The following is a 20623-nucleotide window of genomic DNA, read 5'->3' as shown; positions in this document are numbered from 1 at the left end:
AGCGCGCCGCCTCCGGCATGCGCGGCGGCCTGGTGGAGTTCGCCACCCGCCGACGCGTCACCATCGCCATGTGCACCGTCACGCTGCTGCTGTTCGGCTTGATTGCGCTGGGCAACCTCAAGGTCAATCTGCTGCCGGACCTGAGCTATCCGACGCTGACCGTGCGTACCGAATACACCGGTGCCGCACCAACCGAAATCGAAACCCTGATCAGCCAGCCGGTGGAAGAAGCGGTGGGCGTGGTCAAGAACCTGCGGAAGCTGAAGTCGGTCTCGCGTACCGGCCAGAGCGACGTGGTGCTGGAGTTTGCCTGGGGCACCAACATGGACCAGGCCAGCCTGGAGGTGCGCGACAAGATGGAGGCGCTGAACCTGCCGCTGGAGGCCAAGGCGCCGGTGCTGCTGCGCTTCAATCCGTCCACCGAGCCGATCATGCGCCTGGTGCTGTCGAACAAGACCGCGGCGGCCACCGACGCCGATGCGATCCGCGAGCTGACCGGCCTGCGCCGCTACGCCGATGAAGACCTGAAGAAGAAGCTCGAGCCGGTCACCGGCGTGGCTGCGGTGAAGGTCGGCGGCGGCCTGGAAGACGAAATCCAGGTCGACATCGACCAGCAGAAGCTGGCGCAGCTGAACCTGCCGATCGATACCATCATCAAGCGCCTGAAGGACGAGAACATCAACATCTCCGGCGGCCGCCTGGAGGAAGGTTCGCAGCGCTTCCTGGTACGCACCGTCAACCAGTTTGCCGACCTGGAGGAGATCCGCAACCTGCTGGTCACCACCCAGTCGTCCAACGGCAGTGCAGCCGATTCGGCCCTGCAGCAGATGTTCACCATTGCCGCGTCCACCGGTTCGGCCGCTGCGGTTGCCGCTGCGTCGGCGGCGCAGAGCGCGTCGTCCGGCAACTCCAGCGTGGTCGCCAACGGTGTGCCGGTGCGCCTGAAGGACGTGGCCAGCGTGCGCCAGGGCTACAAGGAACGCGAAGCGATCATCCGCCTGGGCGGCAAGGAATCGGTCGAGCTGGCCATCTACAAGGAAGGCGACGCCAACACCGTTGCCACCGCCGAGGCATTGCGCAAGCGGCTGGAGCAGATCAAGACCACCTTCCCCTCCGATGTCGAGTTGACCACCATCGAGGACCAGTCACGCTTCATCGAGCACGCAATCGCCGATGTCAAGAAGGATGCGGTGATCGGCGGCCTGCTGGCGATCCTGATCATCTTCCTGTTCCTGCGGGATGGCTGGAGCACGTTCGTGATCAGCCTGTCGCTGCCGGTCTCGATCATCGCCACGTTCTTCTTCATGGGCCAGCTCGGCCTGAGCTTGAACGTGATGTCGCTGGGCGGCCTGGCGCTGGCCACCGGCCTGGTGGTGGACGACTCGATCGTGGTGCTGGAAAGCATTGCCAAGGCCCGCGAGCGAGGGCTGGGGATTCTGCAGGCAGCCATTGCCGGCACCCGCGAGGTCAGCATGGCGGTGGTTGCCTCCACGTTGACCACCATCGCGGTGTTCCTGCCGCTGGTGTTCGTCGACGGCATCGCCGGCCAGCTGTTCCGCGACCAGGCACTGACCGTGGCGATCGCCATCGCGATCTCGCTGCTGGTGTCGATGACGCTGATCCCGATGCTGAGCTCGCTGAAAGGACAGCCGCCGCTGGCGTTCCCCGAGGAAGCGCCGAATGCAGCGTGGCAGCCGCAGAACCGCTGGCAGAAGCCGGTCGCGCTGGGCCGTCGTGGCGTGGTCGCGACCGCGCGCTGGGGGTTCTACGCGCTGGCCTGGCTGGTGGTGCGGCTGTGGCGCGGCGTGGTGGCGGTGATCGGCCCGGTAATGCGCAAGGCCAGCGACCTGGCGATGAAGCCCTATGCCGGCGCCGAGCGCGGTTACCTGCGCCTGCTGCCGAGCGCGCTGGCGCATCCGGGCAAGGTGCTGGGCGTGGCCACCGTGATCTTCGTGGCGACCATGGCGCTGGTGCCGATGCTCGGTGCCGACCTGATTCCGCAGCTGGCGCAGGATCGCTTCGAGATGACCGTGAAGCTGCCGGCCGGCACCCCGCTGAAGCAGACCGACGCGCTGGTGCGTGAGCTGCAGCTGGCGCATGGCAAGGGCGAAGGCGTGGCCTCGCTGTACGGTGTCAGCGGCAGTGGCACCCGCCTGGATGCCAGTCCGACCGAAAGCGGCGAGAACATCGGCAAGCTGACCGTGGTGATGGAAGGTGGCGGCAACCCGCGTACCGAGGCGGCGATCACCGAGCGCCTGCGCGACACCATGGCCCAGCATCCCGGTGCTCAGGTCGACTTCGCCCGGCCGGCACTGTTCAGCTTCTCTACGCCGCTGGAAATCGAACTGCGCGGGCAGGACATGGCCACCCTGGAAGTGGCCGGCCAGCGCCTGGCGGCGATGCTGCGTGGCAACGCGCACTACGCCGACGTCAAGTCGACGGTGGAAGAAGGCTTCCCGGAAATCCAGATCCGTTTCGATCAGGAGCGCGCCGGCGCGCTGGGCCTGACCACGCGCCAGATCGCCGATGTGGTGGTGAAGAAGGTGCGTGGCGATGTGGCCACCCGCTACAGCTTCCGTGACCGCAAGATCGACGTGCTGGTGCGGGCGCAGGAAGGCGACCGCGCCAGCGTGGAGAGCATCCGCCGGCTGATCGTCAATCCGGGCAGCAGCCGCCCGGTCACCCTGGACGCGGTGGCCGATGTGGTCGCCACCACCGGCCCCAGCGAGATCCATCGTGCCGACCAGACCCGCGTGGCGGTGGTGTCGGCCAACCTGCGCGACATCGATCTGGGCGCGGCCATGCGCGAAGTCCAGCAGATGGTGGCCGAGCAGCCGCTGGGCGCGGGCGTCGGCCTGCACATCGGCGGCCAGGGCGAGGAACTGGCGCAGGCGGCCAAGTCACTGATCTTCGCCTTCGGCCTGGCGATCTTCCTGGTCTACCTGGTGATGGCTTCGCAGTTCGAATCGCTGCTGCACCCGTTCGTGATCCTGTTCACCATCCCGCTGGCGCTGGTCGGTGCGATCCTGGCGCTGATGCTGACCGGCAAACCCATTTCGGTGGTGGTGTTCATCGGCCTGATCCTGCTGGTCGGCCTGGTCACCAAGAACGCGATCATCCTGATCGACAAGGTCAACCAGCTGCGCGAAGCCGGCGTGGCCAAGCATGAGGCGCTGGTGGAAGGTGCGCGCTCGCGCCTGCGGCCGATCATCATGACCACCCTGTGCACGCTGTTCGGCTTCCTGCCGCTGGCGGTGGCGATGGGCGAGGGCGCCGAAGTGCGCGCGCCGATGGCGATCACGGTGATCGGCGGCCTGCTGGTGTCGACCCTGCTGACCCTGCTGGTGATCCCGGTGGTGTACGACCTGATGGACCGCCGCGGCGATGCCTACTACCGCGAGCGCGGCCGCAAGCACGCCGGAGAGATCGAGCCAAGTGCGGCGGGCAGTGCGGCGGGCGCGGAGGAACCGGCATGAGTGTTGCCGAGTTCTCCATCCGTCGTCCGGTCACCACCATCATGTGTTTCGTGTCACTGGTGGTGATCGGCCTGATCGCCTCGTTCCGGCTGCCGCTGGAGGCGCTGCCGGACATTTCCGCGCCGTTCCTGTTCGTGCAGATTCCCTATACCGGTTCGACCCCGGAAGAAGTGGAGCGCACCATCATCCGACCGGTCGAGGAATCGCTGGCGACGATGACCGGCATCAAGCGCATGCGCTCGTCGGCCACCTCCGAGGCGGCGCTGATCTATATCGAGTTCAGCGACTGGGATCGCGATATCGCCATCGCCGCCTCCGATGCGCGCGAGCGCATAGACGCAATCCGCAGCGACCTGCCTGACGACCTGCAGCGCTACAACGTGTTCAAGTGGTCCAGCAGCGACCAGCCGGTGCTGAAGGTGCGCCTGGCCAGCACCACCGACCTGACCACCGCCTATGACATGCTCGACCGCGAATTCAAGCGCCGGATCGAGCGCATTCCCGGCGTGGCACGGGTCGACATCACTGGCGCGCCGCCGAACGAGGTGGAGATCGCCATCGATCCCAACCGCCTCAACGCGCACGGGCTGAGCATCAACGAGCTCAGCGAACGCCTGCGCACGCTGAACTTCTCGATCTCGGCCGGGCAGATCGACGACAACGGCCAGCGCGTGCGCGTGCAGCCGGTGGGCGAGATCACCGACCTGCAGGAGATGCGCGACCTGGTGATCAACGCCAAAGGGCTGCGCCTGGGCGACATCGCCGACGTGCGCCTGAAGCCGGCACGCATGAACTATGGGCGCCGCCTGGACGGCAACCCGGCCGTCGGCCTGGACATCTTCAAGGAGCGCAGCGCCAACCTGGTGGACGTCTCGCGCGCGGCGCTGGCCGAAGTCGAAGCGATCCGTGCGCAGCCGTCGATGCGCGACGTGCAGATCAAGGTCATCGACAACCAGGGCAAGGCGGTGACCTCCTCGCTGCTGGAACTGGCCGAGGCCGGCGCGGTCGGCCTGATCCTGTCGGTGACAGTGCTGTTCTTCTTCCTGCGTCACTGGCCATCGACGCTGATGGTGACCCTGGCCATTCCGATCTGCTTCACCATCACCCTGGGCTTCATGTACTTCGTCGGGGTGACGCTGAACATCCTGACCATGATGGGCCTGCTGCTGGCGGTGGGCATGCTGGTGGACAACGCCGTGGTGGTGGTGGAGAGCATCTACCAGGAACGCGAACGCATGCCGGATCAGCCGCGCCTGGCCTCGATCATCGGCACCCGCAATGTGGCCATCGCCCTCAGTGCGGGCACCCTGTGCCACTGCATCGTGTTCGTGCCGAACCTGTTCGGCGAGACCAACAACATCAGCATCTTCATGGCGCAGATCGCCATCACCATCTCGGTCTCGCTGCTGGCATCCTGGCTGGTGGCGGTCAGCCTGATTCCGATGCTGTCCGCACGCATGGCCACGCCCAAGCTGGTGCACTCGCAGACCGGCGTGATCGCACGGTTGCAGCGCCGCTATGCCCACCTGCTGGACTGGTCGCTGCGCCATCGTGGCTGGAGCCTTCTGGGCATCGTGCTGGTGGTGCTGGTCAGCCTGGTGCCGATGAAGCTGACCAAGGTCGATATGTTCGGCGGTGAGGGCGGCAAGGACATCTTCATCGGCTACATGTGGAAGGGCGCCTACACCTACCGGCAGATGTCCGAGGAAGTGGCGCGGGTGGAGAACTGGATCGATGCCAACCGCGAGCGACTGCACGTCAAGCAGGTGTACTCCTGGTACAGCGAGCAGGAAGGCAGCTCGACCGTGGTCACCCTGGACGAGAAGTACGCCAAGGACATCAAGACGCTGCAGGAGGAACTGCGCAAGGGCCTGCCGAAGTCGGCGCGTACCGACTACTTCGTCGGCAACCAGGGCGGTGACGGCGGCGGTGGCGGCAACCAGGGTGTGCAGGTGCAGCTGGTCGGCGACTCCAGCAGCATGCTGCAGGAGATCGGCCAGGAGGTGGTGCCGCTACTGGCGCAGCGCACCGAGCTGCGCGATGTGCGCATCGACAACGGTGAAAAGGGCGGCGAGCTGAAGGTTCGCGTCGACCGCGAGCGTGCTGCGGCGTTCGGCTTCAACGCCGAACAGGTCGCCAGCTTCGTCGGCCTGGCCCTGCGCGGTGCACCAATGCGCGAGTTCCGCCGTGGTGACAACGAGGTGCCGGTGTGGGTGCGCTTCGCCGGTGCCGAGCAGAGCAGTCCGGAAGACCTGGCCGGCTTCAGCGTGCGCACCGGCGATGGCCGCAGCGTGCCGCTGCTGAGCCTGGTCACCGTGGACGTCGGCTCGTCGGCCACCCAGATCGGCCGCACCAACCGCCAGACCACGCTGACCATCAAGGCCAACCTGGCCGAGAAGATCACCGCGCCCGATGGCCGCAAGGCGATCGAGGCGGTGCTCAAGCCGATGAACTTCCCGGCCGGCTATGGCTACACCTTTGATGGCGGCGATTACGGCAACGACGACGAGGCCATGCAGCAGATGGTGTTCAACCTGCTGATCGCGCTGGTGATGATCTACGTGGTGATGGCCGCGGTGTTCGAGTCGCTGCTGTTCCCGGCAGCGATCATGAGCGGCGTGCTGTTCTCGATCTTCGGCGTGTTCTGGCTGTTCTGGATCACCGGCACCTCGTTCGGGATCATGTCCTTCATCGGCATCCTGGTGCTGATGGGCGTGGTGGTGAACAACGGCATCGTGATGATCGAGCACATCAACAACCTGCGGCGCAGCGGCATGGGCCGCACCCAGGCACTGGTGGAAGGCTCACGCGAACGCCTGCGCCCGATCATGATGACCATGGGCACGGCGATCCTGGCGATGGTGCCGATCTCGCTGACCAACACGCAGATGTTCGGCGATGGCCCGGAGTACGCACCGATGGCCCGCGCCATTGCCGGTGGCCTGGCGTTCTCCACCGTGGTCAGCCTGCTGTTCCTGCCGACCATCTATGCGGTGCTAGATGACCTGCGCAATGCCGTGACGCGGCTGATCCGCCGTGCGCGCGGCCTGGAGATGGTAGAGCCGGGCGCTGCCCGGCTGTAAGGACCGAGCCTGCTCCACTGACGGGAACGACAACGTGTTGTGGTGTGGGGGAGGCCGGTCGTAGTGGGGCGGCCTCCCCCTTTTTTCAGGCGCGCCGCAGGAACCAGGTACGCCGTGTGTATTCATGACCAAAATCGACCTGGCCGAAGCGGGCGATCTCGCGCTCACCGCGCCGGTAGTAGCGCCAGGGAGCCTTGCTCTGTGCGGGCTTGGCGCCGTAGAACACGTCCATGTGCCCGACCGGCATCGATTTCGGAGTGACGTGCATGACCACGCTGCGACGGGTGCCGGCAGAAGGATGCGGCGCACCGCCATGGAACAGCTGCGGGTGCCACACGATCACGTCGCCTGGCTGCACATGTACCGGCTGCGCCTGCAGCCCGGCCTCCTCGCATTGGCGCGCGACCGCATCCTGGTAAGCGGCCCAGCCTTCGCCGGACATCGGGCTGACCGGCCCATCACCGAACACCTGCTGGCGCAGCGCCTGGACGTCGATGGCGGGCAGCAGATGGCTGCCCGGCACCACACGCAACGGGCCGTTGCTGTCGTCCACCGCATCCAGCGCGGTCCAGACGCCCAGGTAGCGTTCGCCGGGCGAGGTGCAGAACACCGGGGTGTCACGGTGCAGCGGCTGTTCCGAGCCGCGTTCGTAGTAGAGGCTGGTGTAGAGCGTGGTGGGCTCGCCGAGGAAACGGTCGCAGACATCGATGGCTGCGTTGTCGGTCAGCAGGCCGCTGATCGCATCGACCACCAGATGCAGATTGACCACCCGGTACAAGCGCTGGTGCGCATCGAGATTGCGGCTGACCGCCTTCGGATTGCGCTGCTTGAAGCGATCGATGCGCTGGTTGATGTCCTGCACCAGGGCCGGTGCAATGGCCTGGCGGACCACCACGAAACCGTCGCGCATCAGCGCGTCATATGCATCCATTGCAGGCATCCATCAGGGGAAGGACCGCAGTATAGCGAGGGCGCCGCCGGGCTGAACCGGGCGGCGCCGTGGGTCGGCTGCAGCCGGCTCAGCCGGCGACCTTGCCCCACACGCGGCCGGCGGTCAGCCACAGGCCCAGCATGCTGCCCAGGTTGGTCAGCATGAAGGTCAGCACCACGCGCGTGACCCGGTTGCGGTACCAGCCCTTCAGGCTCTGCGCATCGTCACGCAGCTTGAGGAAGTCTTCGTAGGCCGGCTTGCGCAGGCGAGCTTCGACCAGCGCCGAGAACGCACCGGTGGGAATGCTCAGGCGGAACGGCTTGAACGGTGCCACCGCAATCGCGGTGAGGATGCTCAGCGGATGGCTGCCGGCCAGCAGGCAACCGAGGCCGGCCAGGCCGCCGGTGTACATCGCCCAGGTCGCCAGCAGTTCGGTGCCCACGCCCAGCCCGCCGCGGTAGAAGCCGACCGCGATGCCGGTGATCACGATGGCCAGGATGCCCAGCGTGAACCAGGGGACGTTGCGCTTCTTCGGCACCGCTTCCAGCTCGGCGCGCAGCGGCGCCGGGGCGTCGGTGTCGGTTTCCAGGTAGCGCGCCAGCCCGGCCAGGTGGCCGGCACCGACCACGGCCAGCACTTCGCGCTGGTCCGGATCCTGCGCTTCGCGCAGTCGCGTGGCCATGTAGCGGTCGCGTTCGCCGATGATGGTTTCGTACAGCGCCGGGCTTTCACTGGCGAACTCACCAAAGCTCGACTCCAGCATGTCGCCCTGCTTGAGCTTCTCGATCTCGTTCTCGCCCACTTCTTCGGAGGAGAACAGGCCGGCGCCGAGCCCGGCCACCAGCTTCAGCTTGCCGAAGAAGCCCAGCCGCTGAGAGGCGCGGCGGAAGGTCAGGCCCACCTCGCGGTCGATCAGGTGCACCGGCAGGTTGCGCTCGCGGGCCAGTTCCACCGCGCGCTTGAGCTCGGCACCCGGCTCGATGCCCAGCTGCTCGGCCAGGCGGCGCTGGTAGGCCGACAATGCCAGGTTGGCGGCGAACAGGGCGACGCGGCCCTTGCGGATCACCTCGACCAGATCGAGTTTGGCCAACGTGTCCGGATCGCTCAGTGCCTGCAGGCGCTGCGGGTCCAGTTCCACCGCCACCGCATCGAAGCGGCCGCTGTCGATGGCCTTTTCCACGGCTTCCACGCTGGCGTGTGAGACGTGGGCGGTGCCCAGCAGGGTGTAGCGCACACCGTCGCGTTCAACGACGCGCACCGGCTGCCCGGCGAACAGGTCGTCGTTGGTTTCGGAAAGGTTTTCGGTCATGGGTTCATTCATTGGAAGGTGCGGTGTCGGCGCCATCGCCGAGCGCGCGCTGCATCTGCACGGTATCCAGCCAGCGGCCATGCTTGCGGCCCAAGCCCTGGAACACGCCCACCAGGTGGAAGCCGAAGCGTTCGTGCAGCTTGATGGAGGCGGTATTGGTGGGCTCGCCGATCACCGCCACCATCTGCCGGTAGCCGCGTGCGGTGCAGGCGTCGATCAATGCCTGCAGCAGGGCCGTACCCACGCCCTTGCCCTGGAACGTGGCATCGACATAGACCGAGTTCTCCACGGTCCACTGGTAGGCAATGCGGGTGCGGTAGGTGTTGGCGTAGGCATAGCCGGCCACCTGCCCATCGATCTCGGCGACCAGGTAGGGGAAGCCACGGTCGATGATGTCGCGCATGCGGCGCAGCATCTCGGTCGCGTCCGGGATGTCGTACTCGTAGGTGTTGACGAAGTCGGTCACTTCCACCGCATAGATCGCGGTGATCGCGTCGATGTCGGCCGGGCCGGCATCACGGATGAGGACGGCCATGCGCGGGCTCCGGCTCAGTCGATGTAGCGCTTGAGCAGGTCGCCGTAGGCATCGATGCGGCGATCACGCAGGAACGGCCAGATCCGGCGCACGTGCTCGCTGCGCTGCAGGTCCACGTCGCACAGCAGCACGGTGGCATCGGTACCGGCTTCGGCCAGGAATTCGCCCTGCGGGCCGAGCACGTGGCTGTTGCCCCAGAACTGGATGCCCGACGCGCCCAGCGGCGAGGCTTCGTGGCCGACGCGGTTGCAGCTCAGCACCGGCAGACCGTTGGCCACCGCATGGCCACGGTGGCTCAGTACCCACGCGTCGCGCTGGCGGGTCTTCTCGTCCTGCACGTCGTCCGGGTCCCAGCCGATCGCGGTCGGGTAGAGCAGCAGTTCGGCACCGGCCAGCGCCATCAGGCGCGCCGCTTCCGGATACCACTGGTCCCAGCACACCAGCACGCCCAGACGGCCCACCGAAGTATCGATCGGCGTGAAGCCGATGTCGCCCGGGGTAAAGTAGAACTTCTCGTAGAAGCCCGGGTCATCGGGGATGTGCATCTTGCGGTACTTGCCGAGCAGGGTGCCGTCCTTTTCGAACACCACCGCGGTGTTGTGGTACAGGCCGGCGGCGCGGCGTTCGAACAGCGAGCCGACCAGCACCACGCCATGCTTCCTGGCCAGTGCGCCCAGGCGCTCGGTGCTCGGGCCCGGAATCGGCTCGGCCAGGTCGAACTCGTCCACCGATTCGTGCTGGCAGAAGTACGGACCGTTGTGCAGTTCCTGCAACAGCACCAGCTTGGCACCCTGGGCAGCCGCCTCGGCCACGCGTGCTTCGATCACCGCCAGGTTGGCGGCGGCATCACCGTGGTTGCGCTCCTGGATCAGGGCGACGGTAAGGGGGCTGCGCGAGTTCATGCGGGGCGTTCCTGCGGGGGAAAACCAGCATGTTAGCGCGGATGACGGGCGCCAGCGTGTCGCGCGCTGAATGGGTGCAGCGGGTAGTGCCGGCCGCTGGCCGGCAATCCCGTTGATCCATCAGGCATTGCAGGGTTGCCGGCCAGCGGCCGGCACTACCGTCATGCCTTCAACAGCCCTGCCGGCAGCTGCATGGTGATGCAGTGCAGGCTGCCGTTCTGCCAGATCAGCGAGCGGCAGGGCACCTGCACGATCTCGCGGCCCGGGTGGGCCTTCGCCAGCACGTCGCGGGCCAAGTCATCGGCCGGGTCGCCATAGGCCGGCATCAGCACCGCGCCGTTGACGATCAGGTAATTGGCGTACGACGCGGCCAGGCGGCGGCCTTCGTCGATCACCGGCTGCGCCCACGGCAGCGGGAACAGGCGGTACGGCTTGCCGTCCCTGGTGCGCAGCGCGGCCAGCTCGTTGCCCATCGCCTGCAGTTCGGCGTAGTGCGAATCGCTCTGGTCGTCGCAGGCCTGGTAGACGATGCTGTCGGGCGAGGCGAAGCGGGCCAGGGTGTCGATGTGGGCGTCGGTGTCGTCGCCTTCCAGGTAACCGTGGTCCAGCCACAGCACGCGGTCCTGCTGCAGCCAGTCGGCCAGGTCGGCGCTCAGGCTGGCGCGGTCGCGGTCCGGGTGGCGCTCGTGCAGGCACTTCCAGGTGGTCAGCAGGGTGCCTTCGCCGTCGGTCTCGATGCCGCCGCCTTCCAGTGCGAACGGGATGCTGCGCACCGGCGCGTCGTTGAACACGCCGGCCTGGTCGAGCACGCCCACCAGCTGGTCATCCAGAGTGGCGTCGAACTTGCCGCCCCAGCCGGTGAAGCGGAAGTCCAGCAGCTGGAAACCGCCGTCGGCGCGGCGCAGGGTGATCGGGCCCGAATCGCGCAGCCAGGTATCGTCGTAGGCGGCCGTGGTGAAGTGCACCTTGTCCATGTCGATGCGGTTGGAGCGCAGCCGCATTTCGGCATAGGTCTCCACATCGTCGTCGGCCACGCAGATCAGCACCGGCTGGAAGCGGGTGATGGCCGCAACCAGGGCGATGTAGGTCTCTTCCACCTGGCCCAGGCGGTCGGCCCAGTCGGTGTCGGCGGTGGGCCAGGCAATCAGGACGCCGCTCTGGGCTTCCCATTCGGCAGGAAAACGAAGGGTCTGGTTCATGGTCTCGCTACACAGGCCCGCCCAGGGCGGGTAAGGGGATCAACGGATCGGCGGCTTCGGGCCGATTTCGTTCGGGTCCGCCTGGTTGGCCACCACGTCGATCACCTTCTGCTTCTCGAAGTAGACGGTGAACTGCGGGTACACCCAGCGGTTGATGGTCGGCCATTGCCGCTTCTGCCCGCCGCGCGGCTGCAGCTGTTCGCTCGGCGCGCCGAACTGTGCCTGCACCTGCTGCATGCTCTGGCCGCGCACGGGCAGGGCACCGGCCGGCTTTTCGCGGGCGCGGTCGACAAGCAGGGTATCGGCCAGCGCCGGCGTGGCGGTGGCCAGGGTGGCCAGGACGGCCAATGCGGACAGGTAACGCTTCATCTCGATCTACTCCCCAGTGGTCAAGAAAGGCGATTACAGCAAAAACGGCAGGAAAAAGCCGCATAAACAAAAAACCGCCCGAAGGCGGTTTCTTGCATCGGGTCGGCCCCGCGCAGGGCCAGCCGCAGCCGGAAGGCTGTGAGGCTTAGCGCTGACGCGCCTTGAAACGCGGGTTCGACTTGCAGATGACGAAGATCTTGCCACGACGACGCACGACCTTGCAGTCACGGTGACGGGCCTTCGCCGACTTCAGGGAGGACAGGACTTTCATGGCATACCTCGGCGTAAACAGTAGTTGTTCGGGTGGAGCGTGGCCGCGATATGCGAAAGACAATCGGCAGTTGACGCTCGTTCAAGCCCGCCATTCTACCGGGCTTTTCCTCGTGGTTTCAAGTGGTTGCACAAAAGATCCCGTTGGGGGCGTCTGGCAGGGGCTAGAATGACCCCTTCACACGCTCTGGGACCCCCATGAATCCACTCGCTCCCGTCCTGACCATCGACGGCCCATCCGGGGCCGGCAAGGGTACCATCAGCCGCATTGTCGCGCGCCGGATGGGCTGGCATTACCTGGATTCGGGCGCGCTGTACCGGGCGGTGGGCGTGGCCGCCAGCTGGGCCGACATCGATACCTCCGACGCCTCGGCGCTGGTCCGCTGCACCTTCGACACCCACGTTCAGTTTGTCGAGCAGGGCGATGCCATGCGGGTCATGGTCAACGGCTCCGATGCCACCGACGAACTGCGCCTGGAGACCACCGGCGCCCTGGCCTCGGCCATTGCCGCCATTCCGGAGGTCCGGGCCGCCCTGAAAGAGCGCCAGCGCGTATTCAGGGAGATGCCGGGCCTGGTCGCCGACGGCCGCGACATGGGTACGGTGATCTTCCCGGACGCCCCCTACAAGGTGTTCCTGACCGCCAGTGCCGAGGAGCGCGCCGAGCGCCGGCATAAGCAGTTGAAAGACAAGGGGGTTTCTGTTAACTTTGATGACCTCCTGCGCGAGATCATGGCCCGCGACGCCCGTGATGCTCAGCGTACCGTGGCGCCCCTGAAGCCGGCAGACGATGCTGTCCTCATCGACACCACAGGCATCGGCATCGCAGATGTCGTTGCCAGAGTGATGGATCTGCTTCCGGTTCCGGCTGCCTGATCCGTTCGCGCAGGAGCACTGCCAGCAACACCGGTGGTGGTCGCGCACTGCAGTGCTGTACAAGCTCCGTCGCGCAATGATGCGTGGCGGTTTTCCTACTACACACGACCTGCGTTTCCGGGGTCGACCAACAGGCGGGCGGTCGCCATTCCCCTGAAGGGGACGCCACCGACCCATGTGTCCAACAGAGTAAATCTAATGACCGAATCATTTGCCGAACTGTTTGAAGCCAGCCAGGCCAATCTGGCCAAGCTGAAGCCGGGCGCCATCGTCAGCGGTACCGTTGTTGAAGTCCGCGGCGACGTCGTGGTGATCAACGCTGGCCTGAAGTCCGAAGGCATCGTGCCGATCGAACAGTTCCGTAACGACGCTGGCGAAATCGACGTCGCCGAAGGCGACATCGTCAAGGTCGCCCTCGACTCGATCGAGAACGGCTTCGGCGAAACCGTCCTGTCGCGCGAGAAGGCCAAGCGCGCGATGGTGTGGGACGAGCTGGAAGAAGCGTTGGAAAAGAACGAAACCATCACCGGCCGCATCAGCGGCAAGGTCAAGGGTGGTTTCACCGTGGACATCAAGGATGTCCGCGCCTTCCTGCCGGGTTCCCTGGTCGATGTGCGCCCGGTGCGCGATCCGGCCTACCTGGAAGGCAAGGAACTCGAGTTCAAGCTCATCAAGCTGGACCGCAAGCGTAACAACGTCGTGGTCTCGCGCCGCGCTGTCGTCGAAAGCGAGCACTCGGAAGAGCGCGAGCAGCTGATGGACAAGCTGCAGGAAGGCGCGATCCTGAAGGGTGTCGTCAAGAACCTGACCGACTACGGCGCGTTCGTGGACCTGGGCGGTATCGACGGCCTGCTGCACATCACCGACATGGCATGGAAGCGCGTGCGCCATCCGTCCGAAGTGGTCAACGTCGGCGACGAGCTGGACGTGCGCGTGCTGAAGTTCGACCGCGAGCGCAACCGCGTTTCGCTGGGCCTGAAGCAGCTGGGCGAAGATCCGTGGGATAACATCGCCCGTCGTTACCCGGCCAACAGCCGCGTCTTCGGCAAGGTCTCCAACGTCACCGATTACGGCGCGTTCGTTGAGATCGAGCCGGGCGTCGAAGGCCTGGTGCACGTCTCGGAGATGGATTGGACCAACAAGAACGTCAACCCGTCCAAGGTTGTGCAGGTGGGTGACGAAGTCGAAGTGATGGTGCTGGACGTCGATGAAGAGCGTCGCCGCATCTCGCTGGGCATGAAGCAGGTTGCCGCCAATCCGTGGGAAACCTTCGCTGCCACCCACAAGAAGGGTGACAAGGTGTCGGGCCAGATCAAGTCGATCACCGACTTCGGCATCTTCATCGGCCTGGACGGCGGCATCGACGGCCTGGTCCACCTGTCCGACATCAGCTGGAACACCACCGGCGAAGACGTCGTTCGCAACTTCAAGAAGGGCGACACCCTGGACGCCGTTGTCCTGGCCGTCGATCCGGAACGCGAGCGCATCTCCCTGGGCGTGAAGCAGCTGGAGCAGGATCCGTTCGGCCAGTACATGGCTGCCAATCCGAAGGGCTCCAAGGTCGAAGGCGTGGTGAAGGAAGTCGACGCCAAGGGCGCGATCATCGAGCTCGCTGACGGCATCGAAGGTTACGTCTCGGCACGCGACATCGCCAACGAGCGCGTTGACGACGCCACCCAGCACCTGAAGGTCGGCGACAAGGTCGAAGCCAAGTTCGTGGGCATGGACCGCAAGGGCCGCACCCTGCAGCTGTCGATCAAGGCCAAGGACGACGCTGAAATGCGCGAAGTGCTGGAGGAATACCAGTCCTCTTCGGCTTCCAGCGGCACCACCCAGCTGGGCGCGCTGCTGCGTGCACAGCTGAACGGCAACAAGTCCGAGTAATATCGGCCTGTAGCTGTTCGTTGTTTCCTGGACGGCCCGGGCATTGCCCGGGCCGTTTCAGGCTGAGTGACCCCTGATGTGAGCCGGCGATGACCAAATCCGAACTGATCGAAATCCTCGCGCGCCGCCAGGCGCACCTGAAGGCCGATGATGTCGATCTGGCGGTAAAGTCGTTGCTGGAAATGATGGGCGGTTCGCTGTCCGCCGGGGATCGCATCGAAATCCGTGGTTTTGGCAGCTTCTCGCTGCACTACCGGCCGCCGCGCCTGGGTCGCAACCCGAAGACCGGCGAATCGGTCGCCCTGCCGGGCAAGCACGTTCCCCATTTCAAGCCGGGCAAGGAACTGCGCGAGCGGGTCAGCAGCGTGCTGCCGCTGGACGCCGATCCGGCCTGAGCCCCGTCGCGCCACCGCGTGCGAATCCAGCCGCGAGTCGGATAAGCTACGGACTCCTGCCACTGGAGCTCTCGCATGAAGGTCTTTCGTCTGCTGGTCCTGCTGGCGGTGCTGATCCTTGGATTGATCATCGGTGCGGTCAACATGACCGCGATGTCGATCAACCTGCTGTTTACCCAATTGAATACCTCCGTTGGTGTGGCGCTGATTGCGGCCCTGCTGATCGGTGTCATCGTCGGTGCCGGCCTGGTGCTGGTGAGCGTGGTCATTCCGCTGTACAGCCAGCTGCGCCGCGCCAACAAGTCCGCTGCCGCCTCGCCGGCACCGGTTGCCTCCCCCCAATCCTTTGATGGACGCTGATCGAAGATGGATTTCGTCACCGAGTGGTTCTGGTTCTTCCTGTTCGTCCCGCTGGCCGCTCTGGCCGGATGGGTGATCGGACGGCGTGGCGGTCAGCGCCACGGTGACAACCAGGTCAGCCGCCTGTCCAGCACCTACTTCCGCGGCCTGAACTACCTGCTCAACGAGCAACCGGACAAGGCCATCGAGCTGTTCCTGCATATCGCCGAGCTGGACAAGGAAACCTTCGAGACCCAGGTCGCGCTGGGCCATCTGTTCCGCCGCCGCGGCGAAGTCGATCGTGCCATCCGCCTGCACCAGGGCCTGGTCAACCGCAGCGACCTCAGTGACGCGCAGCGTGTGCAGGCCCTGCTGGCGCTGGGCGAGGACTACATGAAGTCCGGTCTGCTGGATCGGGCCGAGACGGTCTTCACCGAACTGGCCCAGCTTGACCAGCGCGCACCGCAGGCGCTCAAGCATCTGATCGGCATCTACCAGGCCGAGCGTGACTGGGAAAAGGCGATCGACAACGCCACCCGTTTCGAAGACGTCACCGGCGAGCCGATGGGCAAGCTGATCGGGCAGTTCGAGTGCGAGCTGGCCGAGCGCTTCCGTGGCGCCGGCAAGCTGGAAGAGGCGAGGGCGGCCATCGCCCGCGCCTACCAGGCCGATGCGATGTCGGTGCGTGCCGGCATCATCGAAGGCCGCCTGGAAACCGATGCCGGTAATTCCGAAGCGGCCGTGCGCGCGTTCGAGCGTGCCGCCCGCAACGACCCCGAATACCTGCCCGAGCTGCTGCCGGCGCTGATGCAGAACTACCGCAAGGTGGGCGACCTGGCGGGCGCGCGTGCGTTCCTGTCGGAAATGACCGAGCACTACCGTGGCATCGCCCCGGTGCTGGCACTCACCCGCCTGATGGAAGAGCAGGAGGGCGTGGCGCCGGCACGGGCCTATCTCGGCCGCCAGTTGAAGGACCGCCCCTCGGTGCGCGGCGAGTCGGCGCTGATCGACCTGACCCTGGCCGAAGGTGCCGATTCCACGGCCACCCTGCACGACCTCAAGCACATCACCGACCAGCTGCTGGTACGCAACCCGGCTTACCGTTGCACGCGCTGCGGCTTCGGTGCGCGCACCCATCACTGGCAGTGCCCGAGCTGCAAGGAATGGGGTACGGTCAAGCCGCTGCTGAACTACGCGGTGCTCTGATCCATGCCGTGGCTTGTGATGGCGGCGCTGCTGGCGCTTGCGCTGCTCAGCGCGGCGCTGACCTGGGCGGCGCGCGGTTACGCCCTGCGCCGGCAGTTGCTGGACCAGCCCGGCGAGCGCCGCAGCCATAGCGTTGCCACGCCCCGCGGTGGCGGCATTGCCATTGTCATCAGCCTGCTGGTGGCCGCGGGCGCGGCCATGTGGGCCTGGCCGCAGGCCACGCCCAGCCTGCTGGTGGCCAGCCTCGGGCTGGTGCTGGTTGCCGGCATTGGTTGGTGGGATGACCACAGGCCGCTGCCGGCGATGCGCCGGCTGATGGTGCACTTCATCGCCGCCGCGCTGCTGGCGGGGCTGGTCAAGGTGCACGGCGGCAGCTGGCTGCTGGCGGTGCTGGTGCTGCTGTTCACCGCCTCGCTGATCAACATCTGGAACTTCATGGACGGCATCAACGGTATCGCCGCCAGCCAGGCAGTGGTGGCCACGCTGGGCCTGGCGCCGGTGCTGCCGTGGCCGTACTCGCTGGCGGCCATCGCTCTGGGCCTGGCCTGCCTGGGTTTCCTGCCGTTCAACTTCCCCCGGGCCCGGATCTTCATGGGCGATGTCGGTAGTGGCGCGCTCGGCTATGCGGTCGCCGTGGTGCTGGCCATCGCCAGCGTGCGTACCGACATCCACTGGATCCTGCTGCTGGTGCCCATTTCGCCGTTCCTCGTGGACGCAGGCTTCACACTGCTGGCGCGCATCATTTCCGGACAACGCTGGATGGAACCCCATACCCAGCACGTCTACCAGCGCGCGGTGCAGGCAGGAGCCAGTCACCCCCAGGTGACAGGGATGTACTTTGCTTTGGGCCTATTCAGTATTACAGTGTTCAATGTCTGCTCGAATCTGCAGCCGAGGTGGGAGGCTGTCGTGGCGGTCGCGTGGTTCATCGCGCTGACTGTCCTTTGGCTCCTCCTGCGCAATGGAATGCGCCATCGACAAGGAACTACCTGACTTATGGCTTCACCCTGGCGGGACAGAATTCTCGGCCTGATGCCGCGTTCGGCCATCGTCTGCCATGACCTGTTCATGGTCTGGGCATGCTGGCAGTTGCTCCATGCAGGTCGCTACTCGATCCTGCCCAACGCGCCTGCGTTGCCGCTCTGGAATGTCGATACCACCCTGGTGCTGCTGCTGCAGGGCCTGGTGTTCTGGCGGGTGGGCCTGTATCGCGGGCTGTGGCGTTTCGCCAGCGTCAGCGACCTGCTGAACATCTTCAAGGCCAGCTTCATCGGCATGGTCGCCATCGTCCTGGTGCTGATGTGGAAGCGCTTCGACGGCGTGCCGATGTCGGTGCTGGTGATCTATCCGTTCGCGCTGTCGGCGCTGCTGGGCGCACCGCGCCTGTTGTACCGGGCCTGGAAGGATTACCAGGCACTGCAGTCCGATTCCAGCGCGCGCCGGGTACTGATCCTGGGCGCCGGCCAGGCGGCCGAAACCCTGGTACGCGACCTGCGCCGCTCCGGCAATTTCGAGCCGGTCGGCCTGCTCGACGACGCCCCGCACCTGCGTGGGGCCAAGCTGCAGGGTCTGCCGATCCTGGGCACGCTGGACGATGCGCCGACCGTGGTGCGCGAAACCGCGGCCAAGCTGCTGGTCATCGCCATTCCATCGCTGGATGCCGCTGGCATGCAGCGGGTGGTCGCCATCTGTGAAAGCACCGGCGTGCCGTTCCGCACCGTGCCCAAGCTCAGCGACATCCTGCAGGGCCAGTCGTTGCCGGGCCAGCTGAAGGAAGTGGCGATCGAAGACCTGCTGGGGCGCAAGCCGATCATGCCGGACTGGAACCTGATCCGGGGCTGGCTGGGCGGACGCACCGTGATGGTGACCGGCGCCGGTGGCTCGATCGGCTCCGAGCTGTGCCGGCAGTGCGCACGACATGGGGCCGGCCGCATCATCCTGCTGGAAATCAGCGAGCTGCTGCTGTTGACCATCGAAGGCGAGCTGCGCCGCAGCTTTCCCGATGTCGAGATCGAGGCCGTACTCGGCGATTGCGGCGACCCGGCGGTGATCCGCCACGCGTTGTCGCTGCATCCGGTCGATACCGCCTTCCACGCCGCCGCCTACAAGCACGTGCCCGTGCTGGAGCGGCAGCTGCGCGAAGCGGTGCGCAACAACATCCTGGCGACCGAGAACGTGGCCCGCGCGTGCCTGGAGGCACGGGTGGAGCATTTCGTGTTCATCTCCACCGACAAGGCGGTCGATCCGGTCAATGCGCTGGGTGCGAGCAAGCGCTACGCCGAGATGATCTGCCAGAGCCTGGACCAGAAGTCCACGCACACCCGTTTCGTCACGGTCCGCTTCGGCAACGTGCTGGCCTCGGCCGGCAGCGTGGTGCCGCTGTTCCGCGAACAGATCCTGCGGGGTGGTCCGATCACCGTCACCGACCCGGAAGTCAGCCGGTACTTCATGACCATCCCCGAGGCCTGCCAGCTGATCCTGCAGGCAGCCGCCTCGGCGTCGCATGGCGCCATCTATACGCTGGACATGGGCGAGCCGGTGCCGATCCGCGTGCTGGCCGAGCAGATGATCCGTCTGACCGGCAAGCAGCCGTACAAGGACATCCAGATCATCTACACCGGCCTGCGCCCCGGCGAGAAGCTGCACGAGACGCTGTTCTATTCGGACGAGGATTATCGTTCGACCGCGCATCCAAAGATTCTCGAGGCCGGCGTGCGCGCGTTCTCGCGCGACCTGGTGCTGGGCAACGTGCCGCGTCTGCGCGAGGCGATCGCCAGCTACGACACCGCCAGCATCCAGGAAATTCTGTTCACGACGATGCCGGAATTCTCGCCGATCGAACAGGACGCTTACATTTCATCCGCTAAAGTCGTGCCTTTCCCGGCACGTGAGGCCAACAGGCACCAATGAGCAAGCGAATTCGCAAGGCGGTATTTCCCGTGGCAGGGCTGGGCACGCGTTTTCTGCCCGCAACCAAGACCGTGCCGAAGGAGATGCTGCCCATCATTGATCGTCCGCTGATCCAGTACGCGGTGGACGAAGCGATTGAAGCGGGCTGCGACACGCTGGTGTTCATCACCAACCGCTACAAGCACGCGGTGGCCGACTATTTCGACAAGGCCTACGAGCTGGAGCAGAAGCTCGAGCGCGCTGGCAAGCAGGAACAGCTGGAGATGATCCGCCACGTGCTGCCCAACGGCGTGCGCGCGATCTTCGTCACCCAGGCCGAAGCCCTCGGCCTGGGCCATGCGGTGCTCTGCGCCAAGGCGGTCATCGGCGACGAGCCCTTTGCCGTGCTGCTGCCGGACGACCTGATCTGGAACCGTGGCGACGGCGCGTTGAAGCAGATGGCCGATCTCAACGAAGCCAGTGGCGCCAGCGTGATCGCGGTGGAAGACGTGCCGCATGACAAGACCGCCAGCTATGGCATCGTCGCCACCGAGGCGTTCGATGGCCGCAAGGGACGCATCTCGCAGATCGTGGAGAAGCCCAAGCCGGAGGACGCGCCGAGTGATCTGGCCGTGGTCGGCCGCTATGTGCTGAGCCCGAAGATCTTCGAACTGCTGGAGCAGACCGGCAGCGGTGCCGGTGGCGAGATTCAGCTGACCGATGCGATCGCGCAGCTGCTGAAGACCGAACAGGTCGACGCCTATCGGTTCGAGGGCATCCGTTTCGACTGCGGTACGCACCTGGGTCTGGTCGAAGCGACGATCCGCTTCGCGCTGGACAACCCGAAGCTGGCCGGCCCGGCGCGGGAGAAGCTGGCGGCGATGCTGGCGGAGTAAGGTTTATCAAGCGCTCCGTGCAGCGCCTTGTTTGATACGCGGGGGAGGGGGCGGATGGCCCTCT

The 20623-nt window shown here is 65.8% G+C and carries 17 protein-coding genes; 10 read left to right on the top strand and 7 right to left on the bottom strand.

Features of this window, described 5'->3' with window-relative positions; translation table 11 throughout:
- The first annotated feature begins 17 nt into the window (after positions 1–17).
- A complete protein-coding gene (locus AC5YGJ_RS05860; protein WP_496186161.1) occupies positions 18–3476 on the top strand; it encodes an efflux RND transporter permease subunit in 3459 nt (1152 codons plus the stop codon).
- Positions 3473–6559 (top strand): efflux RND transporter permease subunit, encoded by a 3087-nt coding sequence (locus AC5YGJ_RS05855; RefSeq protein ID WP_496186042.1) that lies wholly within the window; start codon positions 3473–3475, stop codon positions 6557–6559. Before AC5YGJ_RS05860 ends, AC5YGJ_RS05855 begins: the two co-directional genes overlap by 4 nt.
- An 85-nt stretch (positions 6560–6644) precedes the next feature.
- On the opposite strand, the gene AC5YGJ_RS05850 is transcribed toward AC5YGJ_RS05855, so the two are convergent.
- From AC5YGJ_RS05850 to ykgO, 7 genes are all read right to left on the bottom strand, one after another.
- Positions 6645–7490 carry a phytanoyl-CoA dioxygenase family protein gene (locus AC5YGJ_RS05850; protein WP_107232684.1) on the bottom strand — a complete coding sequence of 282 codons (846 nt, stop codon included), beginning with the start codon at positions 7488–7490 and terminating at the stop codon, positions 6645–6647.
- Between the two features lie 88 nt (positions 7491–7578).
- The gene (locus AC5YGJ_RS05845) at positions 7579–8811 is read right to left on the bottom strand and encodes a TraB/GumN family protein (RefSeq protein WP_496186041.1); all 1233 of its coding nucleotides are present in this window, start codon (positions 8809–8811) and stop codon (positions 7579–7581) included.
- A complete protein-coding gene (locus AC5YGJ_RS05840; RefSeq protein ID WP_249844269.1) occupies positions 8804–9334 on the bottom strand; it encodes a GNAT family N-acetyltransferase in 531 nt (176 codons plus the stop codon). Before AC5YGJ_RS05840 ends, AC5YGJ_RS05845 begins: the two co-directional genes overlap by 8 nt.
- A gap of 14 nt (positions 9335–9348) precedes the next feature.
- Entirely contained in the window at positions 9349–10236 is an 888-nt protein-coding gene (locus AC5YGJ_RS05835; RefSeq protein WP_249844268.1) for a carbon-nitrogen hydrolase, read from the bottom strand.
- Positions 10237–10397: 161 nt separating this feature from the next.
- On the bottom strand, positions 10398–11435 hold the full coding sequence (locus tag AC5YGJ_RS05830; RefSeq protein WP_409461259.1) for an agmatine deiminase family protein: 1038 nt from the start codon (positions 11433–11435) through the stop codon (positions 10398–10400).
- Between the two features lie 39 nt (positions 11436–11474).
- Positions 11475–11804, bottom strand: coding sequence for a hypothetical protein (locus AC5YGJ_RS05825; RefSeq protein ID WP_249844266.1), 330 nt, complete (start codon positions 11802–11804; stop codon positions 11475–11477).
- A gap of 145 nt (positions 11805–11949) precedes the next feature.
- Entirely contained in the window at positions 11950–12075 is a 126-nt protein-coding gene (ykgO, locus tag AC5YGJ_RS05820) for a type B 50S ribosomal protein L36 (RefSeq protein WP_005409283.1), read from the bottom strand.
- Positions 12076–12272: 197 nt separating this feature from the next.
- Here ykgO and cmk point away from each other — a divergent pair, with 197 nt between their 5' ends.
- The 8 genes from cmk to galU all read left to right on the top strand — a co-directional run bounded on the left by cmk (position 12273) and on the right by galU (position 20559).
- Positions 12273–12950 (top strand): (d)CMP kinase, encoded by a 678-nt coding sequence (gene cmk, locus AC5YGJ_RS05815; RefSeq protein WP_496186040.1) that lies wholly within the window; start codon positions 12273–12275, stop codon positions 12948–12950.
- A gap of 198 nt (positions 12951–13148) precedes the next feature.
- Entirely contained in the window at positions 13149–14834 is a 1686-nt protein-coding gene (rpsA, locus tag AC5YGJ_RS05810) for a 30S ribosomal protein S1 (RefSeq protein WP_057498113.1), read from the top strand.
- 89 nt (positions 14835–14923) lie between these two features.
- The gene (locus tag AC5YGJ_RS05805) at positions 14924–15229 is read left to right on the top strand and encodes an integration host factor subunit beta (protein WP_005409286.1); all 306 of its coding nucleotides are present in this window, start codon (positions 14924–14926) and stop codon (positions 15227–15229) included.
- A gap of 75 nt (positions 15230–15304) precedes the next feature.
- Positions 15305–15589: a LapA family protein gene (locus tag AC5YGJ_RS05800; RefSeq protein WP_249844264.1), complete on the top strand. Its 285-nt coding sequence runs from the start codon at positions 15305–15307 to the stop codon at positions 15587–15589.
- A gap of 6 nt (positions 15590–15595) precedes the next feature.
- A complete protein-coding gene (gene lapB / locus AC5YGJ_RS05795; protein ID WP_057498115.1) occupies positions 15596–16774 on the top strand; it encodes a lipopolysaccharide assembly protein LapB in 1179 nt (392 codons plus the stop codon).
- 3 nt (positions 16775–16777) lie between these two features.
- Complete coding sequence (locus AC5YGJ_RS05790) at positions 16778–17767, top strand: MraY family glycosyltransferase (RefSeq protein ID WP_496186039.1); 990 nt, start codon at positions 16778–16780, stop codon at positions 17765–17767.
- A gap of 3 nt (positions 17768–17770) precedes the next feature.
- Positions 17771–19684, top strand: coding sequence for a polysaccharide biosynthesis protein (locus AC5YGJ_RS05785; protein ID WP_249844262.1), 1914 nt, complete (start codon positions 17771–17773; stop codon positions 19682–19684).
- Entirely contained in the window at positions 19681–20559 is an 879-nt protein-coding gene (gene galU, locus AC5YGJ_RS05780; RefSeq protein ID WP_496186038.1) for a UTP--glucose-1-phosphate uridylyltransferase GalU, read from the top strand. Before AC5YGJ_RS05785 ends, galU begins: the two co-directional genes overlap by 4 nt.
- The last annotated feature ends 64 nt before the right edge of the window (positions 20560–20623 follow it).

This window comes from Stenotrophomonas sp. CS3K5 (genome assembly GCF_059515225.1).
This window is presented reverse-complemented; position numbering and strand designations above follow the sequence as displayed.

Coding starts and splice junctions, on each gene's coding strand:
- AC5YGJ_RS05790 (WP_496186039.1), top strand. CDS start 16,778: ATGCCGTGGCTTGTGATGGCGGCGCTGCTGGCGCTTGCGCTGCTCAGC.
- lapB (WP_057498115.1), top strand. CDS start 15,596: ATGGATTTCGTCACCGAGTGGTTCTGGTTCTTCCTGTTCGTCCCGCTG.
- AC5YGJ_RS05850 (WP_107232684.1), bottom strand. CDS start 7,490: ATGGATGCATATGACGCGCTGATGCGCGACGGTTTCGTGGTGGTCCGC.
- AC5YGJ_RS05830 (WP_409461259.1), bottom strand. CDS start 11,435: ATGAACCAGACCCTTCGTTTTCCTGCCGAATGGGAAGCCCAGAGCGGC.
- ykgO (WP_005409283.1), bottom strand. CDS start 12,075: ATGAAAGTCCTGTCCTCCCTGAAGTCGGCGAAGGCCCGTCACCGTGAC.
- AC5YGJ_RS05855 (WP_496186042.1), top strand. CDS start 3,473: ATGAGTGTTGCCGAGTTCTCCATCCGTCGTCCGGTCACCACCATCATG.
- galU (WP_496186038.1), top strand. CDS start 19,681: ATGAGCAAGCGAATTCGCAAGGCGGTATTTCCCGTGGCAGGGCTGGGC.
- AC5YGJ_RS05840 (WP_249844269.1), bottom strand. CDS start 9,334: ATGGCCGTCCTCATCCGTGATGCCGGCCCGGCCGACATCGACGCGATC.
- AC5YGJ_RS05785 (WP_249844262.1), top strand. CDS start 17,771: ATGGCTTCACCCTGGCGGGACAGAATTCTCGGCCTGATGCCGCGTTCG.
- AC5YGJ_RS05805 (WP_005409286.1), top strand. CDS start 14,924: ATGACCAAATCCGAACTGATCGAAATCCTCGCGCGCCGCCAGGCGCAC.
- AC5YGJ_RS05860 (WP_496186161.1), top strand. CDS start 18: ATGCGCGGCGGCCTGGTGGAGTTCGCCACCCGCCGACGCGTCACCATC.
- AC5YGJ_RS05845 (WP_496186041.1), bottom strand. CDS start 8,811: ATGAATGAACCCATGACCGAAAACCTTTCCGAAACCAACGACGACCTG.
- rpsA (WP_057498113.1), top strand. CDS start 13,149: ATGACCGAATCATTTGCCGAACTGTTTGAAGCCAGCCAGGCCAATCTG.
- AC5YGJ_RS05800 (WP_249844264.1), top strand. CDS start 15,305: ATGAAGGTCTTTCGTCTGCTGGTCCTGCTGGCGGTGCTGATCCTTGGA.
- AC5YGJ_RS05825 (WP_249844266.1), bottom strand. CDS start 11,804: ATGAAGCGTTACCTGTCCGCATTGGCCGTCCTGGCCACCCTGGCCACC.
- AC5YGJ_RS05835 (WP_249844268.1), bottom strand. CDS start 10,236: ATGAACTCGCGCAGCCCCCTTACCGTCGCCCTGATCCAGGAGCGCAAC.
- cmk (WP_496186040.1), top strand. CDS start 12,273: ATGAATCCACTCGCTCCCGTCCTGACCATCGACGGCCCATCCGGGGCC.